A 14,602-nucleotide genomic window follows, 5' to 3' on the forward strand; every position below is an offset into this window, starting at 1 on the left:
CCCGCGGGTCAGAGCGGCAGGACCGCCGTGACCTCGGTGCCGCCACCGGGGCGGGGAGCGATCACGCAGGTGCCGCCGATCTCGGCCGCGCGCTCGCGCATCGAGGTCAGGCCCACGCCCGGGGACGGCTCCTCCGGCAGGCCCACGCCGTCGTCGGCGACCGTCACCCGCAGCGCCCCGTCCGCGCGCGACAGCGTGACCCGCACGCGGGTCGCGTGGGCGTGGCGGCGGGCGTTGGTGAGGGCCTCCTGGACGATGCGGTAGGCGGCGGTCTCCACGCCGGCGGGCAGGCCGCCGAGCGGATCGTCCGCGCGGATGTCCACGCGGGGGCCGGGGGTGGCGCGGGCGAAGTCGCGCAGCGCGCCGGGCAGGCCCAGCTCCTCCAGGGCCGGCGGGCGCAGGCCGTCCACCAGCTCGCGGACGGACTCCAGCGTGGCGGTCATCTCCTCGCGGACCCGTACCAGCAGCTCCTCCACCGAGCCCGGGTCGCGTTCCAGGCGGCGGCGGGCCTCGTCCAGGGTCATGGTGACGCTGGTCAGGGTGGGTCCGAGGCCGTCGTGGAGCTCGCGGCCGAGGCGGCGGCGCTCCTCGTCGCGGGTGGCGGTGATGCGCTCGCGCGAGTCGCGCAGGTCGGTGCTGAGACGTACGGCGTGCGCCAGCTCGGCCAGGTGCTTGGCCATGACGGCGAGCTGCTGCCGGCTCTGGCGGGCGCCGGTCAGCAGCAGGCGGCCGGTACGCTCACCGAGCCAGACGAGCTCGACCGCGCGCGGCCGGGCGCCCGGCTCGCCGTCCGCGAACGACACCGCGGGCTCGCCGGCCACCTCCACCACCGCGCCCCTGGCGCCCAGCGAGGAGCGCACGATGGACAGCGCCTCGGCCAGCGCGGCGGCGGGGTCGTCGGCCCGCTGCACGGCGCGGCTGAGCAGGTCGGCCGCCCGGTACGGATCGCGCTCGACGTTGAAGAGCCGGTCCACCGACCGTTGCAGGCGCAGCCGGACGGGATGGAAGACCGCGCCCGTGGCGAGGGCGGCGGCCAGGCCGGCGACGGCTCCGTAGTCGCCGGCGACGCTGTTGGCCGCCCAGATGAGCGCCGAGTAGGTGAGCCCCGCGACGACGGCGAGCGTGCCGTAGACGAGCGTGCGGTCGAGGATGAGGCGGATGCCGTAGAGCTGGTGGCGCAGCACCGAGGCCACGACGGCGAGGGGGATCCCGGCCGTCAGGAAGATGCGCACGCCGATCACCACCGGGTCGTGCGAGCCCTGACTGCCCGCCCAGTAACCCGTGAAGATCACCATCGCCCAGAGGTACCAGGCGATCTGCCGGCGCACCTCGGGCGTGGCGGCCCGGTACCGGAAGCCCAGGGACGCCACGCTCAGCAGGCTGAGCACGACGATGGGGATGCCGATCCACTCCTCGGCGATCTCGGGGATCCTCCCGAGCGCCGGCACGCCGAACGGGTTCTCGATCGGCAGCCCCAGCTCGAACTCGGGGTCGGGGGTGAGGCCGAGCAGCAGCGAGTGGCCGGTCATGAGGACGAGGTGGCCGTACAGCACCGGCCGCCACCGCTTCGACGGCAGCCGGCCGTCGGGGAAGAGCAGCGGCATGATGCCGGAGAACGTCGGCACCACCCACAACCACACCCACAGGGACGGCCAGGCGAGGTACGGCGTCAGCGGGCTCGGGTCGTAGGTGTAGGTCCAGGCCGTCACGGCGAACATCAGCAGGTAGCACGACCAGAGCACGCCCGTCCCCCAGAGCAGCCAGGGGAACAACAACCGCGGCCGGTGCGTGATCAGGAAGGCGCCGGCGGCCGGGAACAGCAGCCCCACCGGGTCGGGGCTGCTCTCGATCTCGTTCCAGGAGTCGAGCCGGCTCCCCAGCCAGCCGGTGACGAGCGAGGCCACGGGCGCGGCCACCGCCAGCGTCCACACGACGGCCAGCAGGATCCGGCGCCGGCGCGTGCCCTCGCTCATGCGCCCTCCCTCAACGGCAGGTTCACGAGGACCTCGGTGCCGCCGCCGGGACGGGCGGCGTGCTCGCAGGAGCCGCCCAGCTCCTCGGCGCGCCGGCGCATCCGGGCGGCGCCCTGGCGGCGCTGCTCGGGCAGGCCGATGCCGTCGTCGGCCACGGACAGGCGGAGCCCGCCGGGCCGCCGCTCCACGCGGATGAGCGCGGTGGTGGCGCGGGCGTGCCGGCGCACGTTGACCACCGCCTCGTGGGCGATCCGGTACGCGGCCACCTCCACGGCCGCGGGCAGGTCGGCGAGCGAGCCGGACACGGCGACGGCCACGCGCGGCCCGGGGACGTCGGCCAGCGTGCGCAGGGCGCCCTCCAGGCCCAGCTCGCCCAGGTCCGTGCCGTCGAGGGCGGGCGGGCGCAGCCCGTACACCAGCTCGCGCACGTTCACCACAGCCTCGGTGGTCTGCCGGCGGATCCGGGTCAGCAGCGGCCCGACCTCCTCGGGGGCGCCGGCCAGGCTGAGCCGCGCCTCGTCCACGCTCAGCGCCAGCTCGGCCAGGGTGGGGCCGAGGCCGTCGTACAGGTCGCGGCGCAGCTTGTGCCGCTCCTCCTCGCGGGTGAGCAGCATGCGTTCGCGGGAGCGCCGCAGGTCGGCGCTGAGGCGTACGGCGTGGGCGACCTCGGCGAGCTGGCGGGCCAGCATGTCCAGCAGCGCCGGGTCGCGCGGCTCGCCCGCCACCATGAGCCAGCCCATCGACCTGCCCTGCCACTCCAGCCGCACGACCGCCGGGCTGTCGCCCAGCTCGCCGTCGGCGACCGTGCGCGAGCGGCCGCCGGGCAGCACCACCTCGACCGCGACGCCCGGCGCCCGCAGCGCCCGGCGGACCGCGGCGGCGGCGGAGGCCAGCGCCTCGGCGGGCCCGGGGGCCTCCTGGACGCGCCGGTTGACCCGGTCGGCCAGCCGGTACGGATCGTGCTCCATGCCGAACAGCCGGTCGGCCGCGCCCTGGAGGCGTACCCGTACCGGGTGGAACAGCACGCCCGCCACCAGCGCCGCCACCAGGTCGGACGAGGAGGTGAGGGGCCGGCCGAGGGCGATGATGCCGAAGTAGGCGGCGCCGACGACGGCGGTGAGCGCCAGGTGGACCAGGGCGCGGTTGGCCAGGACGAGCGCGAGGCGGCGGCGGCGCACGCCGGACAGGACCGCCACCCGGACGAGCAGCGGTCCCGCCACTCTGAGCAGCACGAGCTTGACGTTCATATGTCGCGCACATCATAAGTGGCGCATTTCACCACGTCGTCGGCCTGCATGGCGGCATGCTCGCGGTAGCCCCTTGCGTGCCGGTTGCGGACGGCCGTAATCGGCGCTCACCGCGGGAAAATCTCCCCTGCTTCAGCTCGCCGAAGAAGGCGCGCAGCTCGGCCCAGGCGCGCGGGGGCGCCGGATCTCCACGGGATGCTCCTTGCCGGGGAGGGATTCCGCGCCTCACGGGAGGAGCCATCGCGGCAAGGTTCTTTCCGTGATGGAAAGGCCGATTCGCCCGTACGAGGGAGGCCACGGATCGCTCTCACCGGCGATGCCCGCCGGCCGGTCCGCGCAGCACGATGTCCGTCATGAACCTGCGTACCGCCTTACTCGCCGCTCCCCTGCTCGTCCTCTCCTACGGTGTGATCCGCATCCTCGACGGGCTGGACGGCAGCCGGGGCCCGGGCCTCGCCTGGACCACCGGCCATCTCGCCTTCATGGCGGCGCTCATCCTGTTCGTCCCGATCTTCTGGCGGATGCGGCGGATGGCCGGGGGCGGCGCGCTCGCGACCGTCAGCGCCACGGCCGGCACGGTGGGGGTCGCCGCGCTGCTGGGCCAGTTCGGGATCGACCTCGTGGCCGGGTTCCTGTCGGCCGACCACGCGGCCATGGGCGTGCTGTTCGACCAGGTGCGGGCCGTGCCGGGCGTGTCGCTCGCGGTCTACGACGGCCTGCCGTTCCTGTTCTACGCCGGGCAGCTCGCCCTGGTCGGGGAGCTGGCCGCGCGCCGCGTCGTCAAGGCGTGGACGCCCGCGCTGGTGCTGACGGACCTGGCGCTGCCGTTCGTGGACAAGGACCTCATCCCGCTCGGCGCGCTCTGCCTGCTGGTGTCGTTCGTGCCGCTGGCCCGCGCCGCCTCCGCCGCCGCCGAGCCCGTGCGGCGGCCCGCCCACGCGCTCGCATGACGCGGGCGGCAGGATGGGATGCCGTGTCCGAGATACGGTTCGTCGTCCCGCTCCGCCGATGGGTGAACGCGCTGCCCCCGATCTGGGTGGACGCGGGGCTGGCGGCGCTGGTCTGGATCGTGCAGCTCTGGCCGCTGCTCAGCCGGCCCAGCCCCTACGGCGGCCCCTGGCACTGGTGGGGCTACGCGGTCGTCACGCTCGCCGTGCTGCCGCTGGTGTGGCGGCGGCGCGCCCCCGCCGCGGTCCTGGTGGCCACGCTGCTGGCCACCTCGCTCTACGACCTCGTGGACGAGGTGGCCTCCCAGCCCATCTGGTACGCCGGCCTGGTGGCCACCTACACCGTGGCCGTCTCCTGCACCCGATGGCTACGGGTGACGCTGCTCCTCCTGGCGGTCGGCGGCGGCCTGTTGCTCGTCGGCTCGTCCGAGACCGCGCTGCGCGGCGTGGTGCTCTTCGTCACCGCCTACGCCGTCGGCCGGGCCGCCGCCACCGCCCGCGCCCACGCGGCCACGCTGGAGGAACGCGCCGCCCAGCTCGACCGCGAGCGGCAGGCCGCCGCCGAGCGGGCCGCCGAGCGCGAGCGCGCCAGGATCGCCCGCGACATGCACGACATCCTGGCCCACGCCGTCAGCCTCATGGTGGTGCAGGCCGAGGCCGGGCCGGTCGCGGTCGCCGCGAACCCGGCCCGCGCGGTGGCGGCCTTCGACGCGATCGCCTCCGCCGGCCGGGACGCCATGGACCAGCTCCGCCGCCTGCTCGACGTGCTGAAGGAGGAGGAGGGGCCGCGCGCGCCGCAGCCCACCATCGCCGCGCTGCCCGCCCTGGCCGGCCGGCTGGAGGCCGCCGGGGTCGAGGTCGCCACGACGGTGACCGGCCGGCCGCGCCGCCTGCCGCCCGACGTGGAGGTGGCGGCGTACCGGATCGTGCAGGAAGCCTTCACCAACATCCTCAAGCACGCCGGCGCGAGGCGCGCCGGCCTCACCCTCACCTGGCAGGACGACACCTTGATGATCGACGTCACCGACGACGGCCGCGGCCGGGGAGCGGCGCTCCCCTCCGGCGGCAACGGCCTGATCGGCATCCGCGAGCGGGCCGCCGCGTGCGGCGGCAGCGCCGACGCCGGGCCGCTGCCGGGCGGGGCGGGGTTCCGGGTCCTGGTCCGGCTGCCGCTGCGCGCGCGGGAGGCGGTGCACCAGTGAGCGTGCGCGTGGTGGTCGCCGACGACCAGGAGCTGGTGCGGGCCGGGTTCGCCATGATCCTGGACGCCCAGCCCGACATCGAGGTCGTCGCCGAGGCGGGCGACGGGGCGCAGGCGGTCGCCGCCGTGCGCGAGCACCGCCCGGACGTGCTGCTGCTCGACATCCGCATGCCGGTCATGGACGGCATCGAGGCGGCCCGGCTGGTGTGCGCGGACAGCGCGTGCCGGGTGATCATGCTGACCACGTTCGACCTGGACGACTACGTCTACGACGCGCTGCGGGCGGGCGCGAGCGGCTTCCTGCTGAAGGACGTGCGCCGCGACGACCTCGTCCACGCCGTGCGGGTGGTCGCCGCCGGGCAGTCGCTGCTCGCGCCCGCGATCACCACGAAGCTGATCGCGCGGTTCACCGCGCCGGCCGCCGCCGCGCCGGTGTCGTCCGGGCGGCTGGAGGGGCTGACCGCGCGCGAGCGGGAGACGCTGCGGATGATCGCGCGCGGCCTGTCCAACGCGGAGATCGCGCAGGTCATGGTGGTCAGCGAGCACACGGTGAAGACGCACGTCAGCAACGTGCTGACCAAGCTGGGCCTGCGCGACCGGGTGCAGGCGGTGATCGCCGCCTACGAGAGCGGCCTGACCGTCCCCGGCGACCCGCGCTGAGCCTCAGCCCAGCACCGGGTAGTTGGAGCGGAGGATCCCGCGCGGGTCGCGGCGGCGCTTGATCTCGCGCAGCCGGGCCAGCGTGTCCGCGGGGAACGCCGCCGCCGCGCTCTCCCCGTCCGCCAGGAACGTGAACGGCTTGAGCCCGCTGGTGTGCGCCGCCAACGCCGCGGCGATCGTGTCCTGCCGGGCCGTCACCGCCGTCGCCACCTCCGGCGCCGGAGCGGCGCCGATCATGCTCAGCAGGTACGGCTCCGCGAGGTGGCCGCAGGCGCCGGCGTCCTGGCGGGGCCGGGCCAGCGCGCCGCCCAGGTGCCGCACCTGGACCGTGGCCAGCGGGGCGATGCCCTCGGCCGCCGCCTCCAGCAGGGCCGACACGGCGTCGTCGCCGAGGTCGGTCAGCAGCTCGCCGCGCAGCAGGGCGGGCATGGGCTCGGTCGGCTCGGCGCAGATGCCGCCCACCTCGGCGACCGGCAGCTCGTCCCGGGTGTCCAGGAGCGCGCCGGGCACGGACTCCAGCGGGCGCAGCAGGACCCGGCCCGCGTCGGCCGCGCCGAGGAAGGTGGCGTCCACCACGACGGCCGCCAGCCCGCGCAGCGGCTCGGGCACCTCGGGGAACGGCGGGAACTGCACGAGCGTGAACCACACCGTCAGCTCCTCGGGCGCGGTCGCCGTGATCTCGCGGAAGGCGGCCATGACCTCGGCGGCGCGGGCGGCGGGCCACATCACGCGGCCGCCGTACAGGCGGGGGGCGGGGAACAGCTCCAGCTCCAGCGCGGTCACCACGGCGAAGTCGCCGCCGCCGCCGCGCAGCGCCCAGAACAGCTCCGGGTCGGAGTCCGCGGTGACCCGGGACGCGACGCCCTCGGCGTCCACCACCTCCAGCGCGCGCACGGCGTTGCCCCCCAGCCCCCATGCCCGGCCGAACCAGCTCAGCCCGCCGCCCAGGCTGTAGCCGGTCACGCTGACGATCGGCGAGCTGCCCGCCAGGCCGGTGAGGCCGTGCTTGGCGGCCGCCGCCAGCAGCTCGCCCCAGGAGGCGCCGGCCTCCACCCTGGCCACCCGCTCCGCCGGGCGGACCTCCACGGCGCGCATCCGGGACGTACGCAGCAGGACCTCACCGTCGAGGCCGGTGGCGGCGCCGTGGCCGCTCGGCTGCGTGGTCACCCGGAGCCCGGCCGCGGCGGCCCGGCGTACCACGGCCGCCACGTCGGCGGCGTCCTCGGCCTCCACCACGGCGGCGACCCGCTGCCGGACGGCCCGGTTCCAGGGCAGCGCGGCCTGCTCGAAGCCGTCGTCGCCGGGCGACAGCACCCGGCCCTTCAGCGCCTTCTTGTCGATGGTCATGTGAACCCCCCTGCGGGAACGTTGTCTCTCGGCCGCCAAGCATGGGTGACGGCTCTAAACATCGAGCTGGATGTGGCTTGTGCCGGACTTGGTGCGGAGGCCGTACGTTACCGCCGGACGTTCTTCTGCTCTGAGGCGCCCATGGATGTGCGGTTGCTCGGCCCGTTGGAAGTCATCGACGCGCACGGGCGTCCCGTCGAGATCCGGACCCGCAAGCAACGAGTGGTGCTGGCCCTGCTCGCCGTCGAGGCCGGGCGGGTGGTCCCGCTGGACCGGCTGATCGACAAGGTGTGGTCAGGCGAGCCGCAGGCCAGCGCGACCGCCTCGCGCCAGGTGTACATCGCCCGGCTCCGCAAGACCCTGGAGCCCGACCGGCCGCCGCGCACGCCGCCCGCGGTGCTGCTCACCCGCGAGCCCGGCGCGCTGGCCCGCGAGCGCGGCTCCGAGCGCATGGACCTGCCGCCCTTCACCCCGCAGGACGTCTCCGCCTACCTCGACGGCCCGCGCGCCCACCGACCCGTCGCTAGCCGAGGTGCTGCACGAGCGGACCGGCGGCAACCCGTTCTACCTGGGCGAGCTGGTCCGGCTGCCGGGCAGCGAGCACCGGCTGGACGCCGCCGCCCTGGGCGTGCCGCAGAGCGTGCGCGAGATGATCGCCCGCCGGGCGCTGGACGTCCACCGGCGGCTCGGCCTGGGCCATTGGGCGCGGCAGTCGGAGAAGTTGCTCGAGGAGACTCAGGGGTCACCTTGATCTGCCCTATGTGCGGGCCGACGGTCATGACACCGTGAGGAGGAGGTGACCCACCCACCTGGAGGAGTCGTGTGCGCGTTCCACATCATCGACCTGGGCGCCATGCAGATCCTGGACTCCCGCGGCCGCCCCACCCTGTCGGTCACCCTCACCCTGGCAGGCGGCGCGACCGGCTGGGCCGGGGTGCCGTCCGGCGCCTCGACCGGCGCCAGGGAGGCGGTGGAGCTGCGTGACGGCGACGCCGGCAAGTACGGCGGTGCCGGCGTGACACGGGCGGTGGCCCTCATCACCGGGTCGATCTTCCACCGGCTGAAAGGCCGGCCCTGGTACTCCCTGGCCGACGTCGACCAGGCGCTGATCGAGCTGGACGGCACCCCCGACAAGAGCAGGCTCGGCGGCAACGTCACCGCGGGCCTGTCGATGGCCGTCGCGCGGGCCGTCGCCGCCGCCCACGGCCAGCAGCTGTGGGAGTTCCTGAGCCCGTCCACGGTGCGGCCCCGGCTGCCGGTGCCGCACTTCAACATGGTCAGCGGCGGCCTGCACGCCGCCAACCAGCTCGACTTCCAGGAGTTCATGATCGCTCCGATCGGAGCGCCGTCCGTCGCGGAGGCCGTGCGCGCGGGGGTGGAGATCTACGCCGTGCTGCGCGGGCACCTGGCCGCGGCCGGACGGCCGACCGGGCAGGGCGACGACGGCGGCTTCTCGCCCGACTTCACCCGCCCCCGCGAGGTGCTGTCGGCGCTGATGGACGCCATCGACGGCGCCGGCTACACCGCCGCCCGCGACCAGGTGGCCATCGCGCTGGACCCGGCCGCCACCCGGTTCCGCCGTGCCGACGGCGCTTACCAGGTGGCCGGCGAGCGGTTGTCCAGCCTGGAGCTGATCGAGCTGTACGCGCAGCTCGCCGCCGACTTCCCGATCTGGAGCGTCGAGGACGGCCTGGCCGAGGACGACGAGGACGGCTGGCGGCAGCTCACGGACCGGCTCGGCGAGCGGATGCAGCTCGTCGGCGACGACGTGTTCGTCACCAACCCGGCCGTCATCGAGCGCGGCATCGCCGGCAACATCGCCAACGCCGCCCTCATCAAGGTCAACCAGGTCGGCACCGTCAGCGAGACGTTGCAGGCGATGGACCTGTGCCGCAAGCACGGGTACGCCCGGATGGTCTCGCACCGCTCCGGCGAGACCGTGGACGACTTCATCGCCGAGCTGGCGGTGGCCTCCGGCTGCGGGCAGTTCAAGTCCGGCGCCCCGGCGCGCGGCGAGCGCGTGATCAAGTACAACCGGCTGCTGCACATCGCCTCGCAGCGGCCCGACCTGCCGTACGGGCTGGCCGGTCCGTGAGGGCGGCCGCTCATCCCCCGGCGGCGGCCTTCTCCATCGCGGCGAGGTCGATCTTCTGCATGCCCATCATCGCCTCCGTCGCGCGCCGCGCCCGGTCCGGGTCGGGGTCGTTCAGCAGCTCGGGCAGGCGGCGCGGGACGATCTGCCAGGACAGGCCCCACCGGTCCTTGAGCCAGCCGCACCGCGACTCCTCGCCGCCGTCCGCGGTGAGCTTGCCCCACAGCTCGTCCACCTCCTCCTGCGACTCGCAGTCCACGTACAGCGAGACCGCCTCGTTGAAGGTGAAGTGGGGGCCGCCGTTCAGCGCGAGGAAGCGCTGCCCGGCCAGCTCGAACTCGACCGTCATCACCGCGCCCTCCCCGCCCTGGCGCTGGACGCGCACGATGCGCGAGCCGGCGAACAGCGAGGTGTAGAAGGCGGCGGCCTGCTCGGCCTCGTGGTCGAACCACAGGAACGTGGTGATCTTCTGCATTTCCGGCCCTTTCACTAGCCTGGATGCTTTCGTCGTCAACGCGTCGAACGGGCTCCGGCCGGATCGACACGGCGGCCGGATTTTTTTCTGGGGGTTCGTGATGGGCAGGAAAGCACTGGTGCTGGGCGGCGGCGGGGTCGCCGGGATCGCGTGGACGACCGGCGTGCTGGCCGCGCTGGCCGACTCCGGCGTGGACGTGACGGACGCCGACCGCGTTGTGGGCACCTCGGCGGGCTCGGCGGTGGCCGCCCAGGTCACCAGCGGCCTGCCGCTCGCCGACCTGCTGGCCCGGCAGACCGACCCGGCGCGGCAGACGCCGGAGCTGGCGAGCGGCGTGGACATGGCGGAGCTGTGGGCCCGGTTGCAGGCCGCCTACGAGAGCTCGCCCGACCCGGCCGAGCAGCGGCGCAGGGTCGGCGAGCTGGCGCTGGCGGCCGCCACGGTCACCGAGGCCGAGCGGCGGGCGGTCATCGAGGCCCGGCTGCCGGTCCACGAGTGGCCGGAGCGCGACCTGGTGATCACGGCGGTGGACGCGCGCACCGGCGAGCCTCGGCTGTTCACGCCGGGGTCGGGCGTCGGGCTGGTGGACGCGGTGGCGGCGAGCTGCGCGGTGCCGGGCGTGTGGCCGTGCGTGCGCATCGGCGGGGTGCCGTACATGGACGGCGGGGTGCGGTCGAGCACCAACGCCGACCTCGCGGAGGGGTTCGACCCGGTGCTGGTGATCGCGCCGATGCCCGACCTGGGCCGGCCGTCCTGGAGCGCGCTCGGCGGGACGGTCGAGGTCATCGGCCCCGACGAGGCCTCGCTGGCCGCGTTCGGGGCCGACCCCCTCTCCCCCGAGTCCCGTACGCCGAGCGCGCGGGCCGGCTACGCCCAGGGCCGGGCGGTGGCGGACAAGGTGGCCGCGCTCTGGAAGTGAGCCGCTAGCTCCTCCTCACCGCCAGCAGGGCCTGGTAGGCGGGCTTGGGCGCCAGGTTCTCGTCGAGGAGGCAGGCCGCGCCCTCGCCGTCGAACCAGCCCGGCACCCACGAGTGCCGGTCGGTGAAGCCCCACACGGTGAACTCGCGGCAGGCGCTCACGCTGAGGCAGTCGGTGAGTGCCCGCCGGTAGTAGTCGGCCTGGGTGGCCAGCTTCTCGGGGGTCACCGGCAGCACCATGCGCACGTCCAGCTCCGTGACGGCGACCTCCAGGCCGAGGTCGGCGAAGCGGCGCATGACGTTCGCCCAGTCGGCCGGGTAGTCGTACTGGATGCCGAGGTGGCCCTGGAAGCCGATGCCGTGGATCGGCACGCCCTGCGCCTTGAGGTCCTTGATCAGGTTGTACGTGGTCTCGATCTTGGCGGAGTTCCACTCCAGGTTGTAGTCGTTGAGGTAGAGCTTGGCGTGCGGGTCGGCGCGGTGGGCCCAGCGGAAGGCGTCGGCGACGTAGCCCGGGCCCAGGTGGGTGAGCCAGATGCTCTGCCGCATGGCGCCGTCGTCGTCCACGATCTCGTTGACGACGTCCCAGGCGCGGATCTTCCCGCGGTAGCGGCGTACCTCGGTGGTGATGTGGTCGCGCAGGATGTCCCTGAGCTGGGCGTCGTCGATGGTGCCCTGCTCGACGCCGGTGGTGAGCCAGGCCGGGAGCTGGTTGTGCCAGACCAGGGTGTGGCCGCGTACCTTCTGGTCGTGGCGGCGGGCGTTGGCGACCAGCGCGTCCGCGTCCTCCCAGGTGTACGTGCCGCGCTCGGGCTCGACGGACTCCCACTTCATCGCGTTCTCGCCCGTGACGTGGGAGAACTCGCGGTTCAGCACCTTGCGGTAGTCGGCCTCCTCGCGCAGGGCGGTCAGGTCCACGGCGCTACCGATCCTGATGCCGTTCTGCTGGGCGAGCTGGCGCAGGTCGCGCGGGGTGCGCGGGTGGGTCTGGGCGTTGGCGGGCAGCGGGGCGGCGAGGACGAGCGCCATCGCGATGATCAGGGGCTTCACCGGTGACCTCCGAGTCTCCCGAAACTTTCGGCGATGTGACGATATGTTTCGTCGCCGTGGCCCGGAACCTATGGGCTGCGGACGGAGCCGTCAAGGGCCCTCCCGAGGATCAGCCGAACCTCAGGCGAACCTCAGGCGAGCCTCAGGGCGACCGCGACCGAGGCCCCCTCCGCGCCGGACAGCCCGCGGAAGGTCACGGTGGAGCCGGTCACGAGGACGTCCCGGCCTGGCGGCCCGCCGGCCGGACCGGCGATCGGGCGGTCCCAGGTGACGGCCAGCTCGTCCAGGTCGCACCGGGGGTCGGACACCGTCAGCGTGGCCGTGCCGTCACCGTGCTCGCGGGCCAGGACCGCGCACGGCGCGGAGGCGGTCAGCCCGCCCGCGGCCCCGGCGGTCCAGAAGCTCGCCGCCGTGACGCCCAGGGCGGGCACGTGGACGGCCTGCCCGTCGGCGGTGTTGGCGAGCACCCGCAGCCAGGCGGGGTCGGCGGCGCGGGCCAGGGTCGCCTCCCGCGTCGCGCCGGGGAGCAGCACGTAGAGGTAACCGGCCGCGGTGGGGTCGGGGCCGTGGTCCAGCCAGAGCGTCACGTAGTCACGGGCCACACCGCGGGTCGCGTCATGGGTCGCGTCGCGGGCCACGTCACCGCCCGCGCCGCCGCCCGCGCGGTGTTCGCGCAGCGTGCGCAGGGCCTGGCCCGGCACCAGGTAGCCGCCGTGGCCCTCCAGGTGCGCCCAGCCCTCGCCGGTGGCGAGCGGGGCGGCCGTCCTGCGGTTGTCGACGATCGTCTCGACCCGCGCGCCGTCCCGGCCGGTGATGCCCGCGCCCAGGCAGACCACGGCGTCGTCGAGGAAGAACCACGACTTGAACGCCTCCATCGTGCTCTCCAGCCCGCTGAGGTGCTGGCCGACGGCCGCGTACGTGCCGTCCGTCGCCCCGCCCACCCACCGCCACGGCGGGCACGCCTCGCCCCACGCCCCGCCCGCGCCGTCCGACAGCCGCCGGGCCGAGACGGTGGTGCCGGGCAGGCGGTAGGGGTCCACGGTGGGCCAGAAGGAGTCGGAGTACTGGTCGCCGTGGCCGTCGGCCCACCAGTAGAGCATCCCGGAGCCGGTGTGCCAGCCGCGCGGGTTCTCGCCGTTGCCGTGCTCGTAGTGCGCGATCCGGTACGAGGCCATGCTGAGCGCGACGCACCAGCCCGGCCGCCGGTGCACGGCCCGCGCGCTCATCGGCAGCAGCCGGTGCCCGACCGGCTCGGGCGCGGCGGGCACCGACGGGTCGGTCATGACCGCCGCCAGCCGGGCGCGGGTGGCCGGCTCGGCGTGCTCCAGCAGCGGCCGGTGCTCGTTGCGGGTCTCCCAGCCCTTGACCAGCGCGTGCCAGCGGGCCCGGTCGGCCGCCGGCGCCACCTCGCCGAGCAGCAGGATCGCGGCGGCGATCTCGTGGCCCCGCTCGTGGTCGCCGAAGGGGCGGCGGCCCACTCCGCGCCCGCGTACCAGGTCCATGCAGGCCCCGTCGCGGACGAACGGCGCGAACGACCGCTCCACCGCCTCGAACACCAGCGGATGCGTGACCTCCCACGGCGAGCCGCGCAGCAGCGCGAAGAGCGTGGCCAGGCCCGACAGCAGCGTCACGCCGTAGCCGCCCTGGTAGGGGACGTGCGCGTGCTGGATGAACGAGCCGTCCCGGTAGAAGCCGTCGCCCTCGCCGACGTGGCGGAAGACCGGCGAGAGCGCGGCGACCGCGAGGTCCGCCCTGCCGTGGTCGGCGTCGAGCATGGCCCGCAGCAGCGTCACCAGGCACAGGTCCACGCGGTTGGCGGCGGTGCTGGTGCCGCTGTAGGAGCCGAGGCGGCGCTCGGGGACGAAGTGGTCCACGGCCCCGGCCAGACGCCGGGCGCGGCCGTCGCCGAGGTGCGGCCCGACGAGCACGGCGGCGTCGAGCAGCGCCTTCGGCACGCCGATCTGCCAGGGCCACCAGTTGCCCGCCGGGTCGGCGCCGACCGCGTACACGTGCCGGCGGTAGTGGTCGATCCCGGCGGCCACCGCCTCCCCCAGGGCGGGGTCGCCGGTCAGGCCGGTGCCGGGGAGCGCGTACGCGGTGGCCATCGCCCGCAGGCGGCGCGGCGTCCCGGAGAGGGACGGGAAGGGCTGGTCGGGCCAGAGGCGGGCCGGGGTGGGGGCCATCGCGGCCCGGTGGCGGGCGGCGGCGCGGCCCAGGGCGGCCAGGGCGGTCCGGTACGGCTCGGCCGCCGGGTCGTAGCCGGAGCCGGCGGCCAGCTCCCGCCAGCGGCGGCGTAAGCGGACGAAGGAGTCGTCGGGCGTGCGCGCCACCCCGGCCGGCGCCAGCGCCCCGGCCAGCCCGGCCACCGCCACCCCGCCGGCCCGTAAGAACCCCCGCCGCCGCACCCTCCGATTATCGACATCCCCCACCCCACCGAAGAAACCCCCCGATCCCGCACACCTCTCCACCCCAAAAACCCCGCGGGCCGGAGGCGGCGCGGGTCGTGCGGCCACGGGCCCTCCGGGACACAGAAACCCCCGACCCCGCAAACCCCCAGACCGAAGACAGCGGAGGGCGTGCGGCCACAGACCCTCCAGGACACAGAAACCCCCGACCCCGCAAACCCCCAGACCGAAGACAGCGGAGGGCGTGCGGCCACAGACCCTCCAGGACACAGAAACCCCCGACCCCCC

12 protein-coding genes and 1 pseudogene are annotated in these 14,602 nt (G+C 74.9%); 7 read left to right on the top strand and 6 right to left on the bottom strand.

Annotation, left to right across the window (positions count from 1 at the left end):
- Positions 1–8 precede the first annotated feature (8 nt).
- Positions 9–1,973, bottom strand: coding sequence for a sensor histidine kinase (locus AB0H75_RS16860; protein ID WP_367796902.1), 1,965 nt, complete (start codon positions 1,971–1,973; stop codon positions 9–11).
- Positions 1,970–3,220: a sensor histidine kinase gene (locus tag AB0H75_RS16865; RefSeq protein WP_367796904.1), complete on the bottom strand. Its 1,251-nt coding sequence runs from the start codon at positions 3,218–3,220 to the stop codon at positions 1,970–1,972. The genes AB0H75_RS16860 and AB0H75_RS16865 overlap by 4 nt, the downstream gene beginning before the upstream one ends.
- A gap of 353 nt (positions 3,221–3,573) precedes the next feature.
- On the opposite strand from AB0H75_RS16865, the gene AB0H75_RS16870 reads away from it, so the two are divergent.
- Genes AB0H75_RS16870 through AB0H75_RS16880 form a run of 3 tightly spaced genes read left to right on the top strand, consistent with a single transcriptional unit; the run spans position 3,574 to position 6,028 of the window.
- Positions 3,574–4,170: a hypothetical protein gene (locus AB0H75_RS16870; RefSeq protein ID WP_367796906.1), complete on the top strand. Its 597-nt coding sequence runs from the start codon at positions 3,574–3,576 to the stop codon at positions 4,168–4,170.
- A 23-nt stretch (positions 4,171–4,193) separates the two neighbouring features.
- Positions 4,194–5,369, top strand: coding sequence for a sensor histidine kinase (locus AB0H75_RS16875; protein WP_367796908.1), 1,176 nt, complete (start codon positions 4,194–4,196; stop codon positions 5,367–5,369).
- A complete protein-coding gene (locus AB0H75_RS16880; RefSeq protein WP_367796910.1) occupies positions 5,366–6,028 on the top strand; it encodes a response regulator in 663 nt (220 codons plus the stop codon). The genes AB0H75_RS16875 and AB0H75_RS16880 overlap by 4 nt, the downstream gene beginning before the upstream one ends.
- A 3-nt stretch (positions 6,029–6,031) precedes the next feature.
- On the opposite strand, the gene AB0H75_RS16885 is transcribed toward AB0H75_RS16880, so the two are convergent.
- On the bottom strand, positions 6,032–7,375 hold the full coding sequence (locus AB0H75_RS16885) for an FAD-binding oxidoreductase (RefSeq protein WP_367796912.1): 1,344 nt from the start codon (positions 7,373–7,375) through the stop codon (positions 6,032–6,034).
- Positions 7,376–7,516: 141 nt separating this feature from the next.
- Here AB0H75_RS16885 and AB0H75_RS16890 point away from each other — a divergent pair.
- The 3 genes and pseudogenes from AB0H75_RS16890 to eno form a co-directional block, all read left to right on the top strand.
- Positions 7,517–7,753, top strand: a pseudogene (locus tag AB0H75_RS16890) (winged helix-turn-helix domain-containing protein); the annotation flags it as partial.
- Between the two features lie 154 nt (positions 7,754–7,907).
- A complete protein-coding gene (locus AB0H75_RS16895; protein ID WP_367797151.1) occupies positions 7,908–8,126 on the top strand; it encodes a hypothetical protein in 219 nt (72 codons plus the stop codon).
- 69 nt (positions 8,127–8,195) lie between these two features.
- Entirely contained in the window at positions 8,196–9,470 is a 1,275-nt protein-coding gene (gene eno, locus AB0H75_RS16900) for a phosphopyruvate hydratase (protein WP_367796914.1), read from the top strand.
- 10 nt (positions 9,471–9,480) lie between these two features.
- Here eno and AB0H75_RS16905 read toward each other — a convergent pair whose 3' ends face one another.
- Positions 9,481–9,942, bottom strand: coding sequence for a VOC family protein (locus AB0H75_RS16905; RefSeq protein ID WP_367796916.1), 462 nt, complete (start codon positions 9,940–9,942; stop codon positions 9,481–9,483).
- A 100-nt stretch (positions 9,943–10,042) separates the two neighbouring features.
- Here AB0H75_RS16905 and AB0H75_RS16910 point away from each other — a divergent pair, with 100 nt between their 5' ends.
- Positions 10,043–10,861, top strand: a complete 819-nt coding sequence (locus tag AB0H75_RS16910; protein WP_367796918.1) for a patatin-like phospholipase family protein — start codon at positions 10,043–10,045, stop codon at positions 10,859–10,861.
- Positions 10,862–10,865: 4 nt separating this feature from the next.
- On the opposite strand, the gene AB0H75_RS16915 is transcribed toward AB0H75_RS16910, so the two are convergent.
- Both AB0H75_RS16915 and AB0H75_RS16920 read right to left on the bottom strand, forming a co-directional pair.
- Entirely contained in the window at positions 10,866–11,909 is a 1,044-nt protein-coding gene (locus tag AB0H75_RS16915) for an endo-1,4-beta-xylanase (RefSeq protein WP_367796919.1), read from the bottom strand.
- A gap of 131 nt (positions 11,910–12,040) precedes the next feature.
- On the bottom strand, positions 12,041–14,314 hold the full coding sequence (locus AB0H75_RS16920) for a polysaccharide lyase 8 family protein (RefSeq protein WP_367796921.1): 2,274 nt from the start codon (positions 14,312–14,314) through the stop codon (positions 12,041–12,043).
- Positions 14,315–14,602: the final 288 nt, after the last annotated feature.

Source organism: Nonomuraea sp. NPDC050783 (assembly GCF_040802095.1).
Classification (GTDB): Bacteria; Actinomycetota; Actinomycetes; order Streptosporangiales; family Streptosporangiaceae; genus Nonomuraea.

Coding starts and splice junctions, on each gene's coding strand:
- AB0H75_RS16860 (WP_367796902.1), bottom strand. CDS start 1,973: ATGAGCGAGGGCACGCGCCGGCGCCGGATCCTGCTGGCCGTCGTGTGG.
- AB0H75_RS16865 (WP_367796904.1), bottom strand. CDS start 3,220: ATGAACGTCAAGCTCGTGCTGCTCAGAGTGGCGGGACCGCTGCTCGTC.
- AB0H75_RS16870 (WP_367796906.1), top strand. CDS start 3,574: ATGAACCTGCGTACCGCCTTACTCGCCGCTCCCCTGCTCGTCCTCTCC.
- AB0H75_RS16885 (WP_367796912.1), bottom strand. CDS start 7,375: ATGACCATCGACAAGAAGGCGCTGAAGGGCCGGGTGCTGTCGCCCGGC.
- AB0H75_RS16905 (WP_367796916.1), bottom strand. CDS start 9,942: ATGCAGAAGATCACCACGTTCCTGTGGTTCGACCACGAGGCCGAGCAG.
- AB0H75_RS16910 (WP_367796918.1), top strand. CDS start 10,043: ATGGGCAGGAAAGCACTGGTGCTGGGCGGCGGCGGGGTCGCCGGGATC.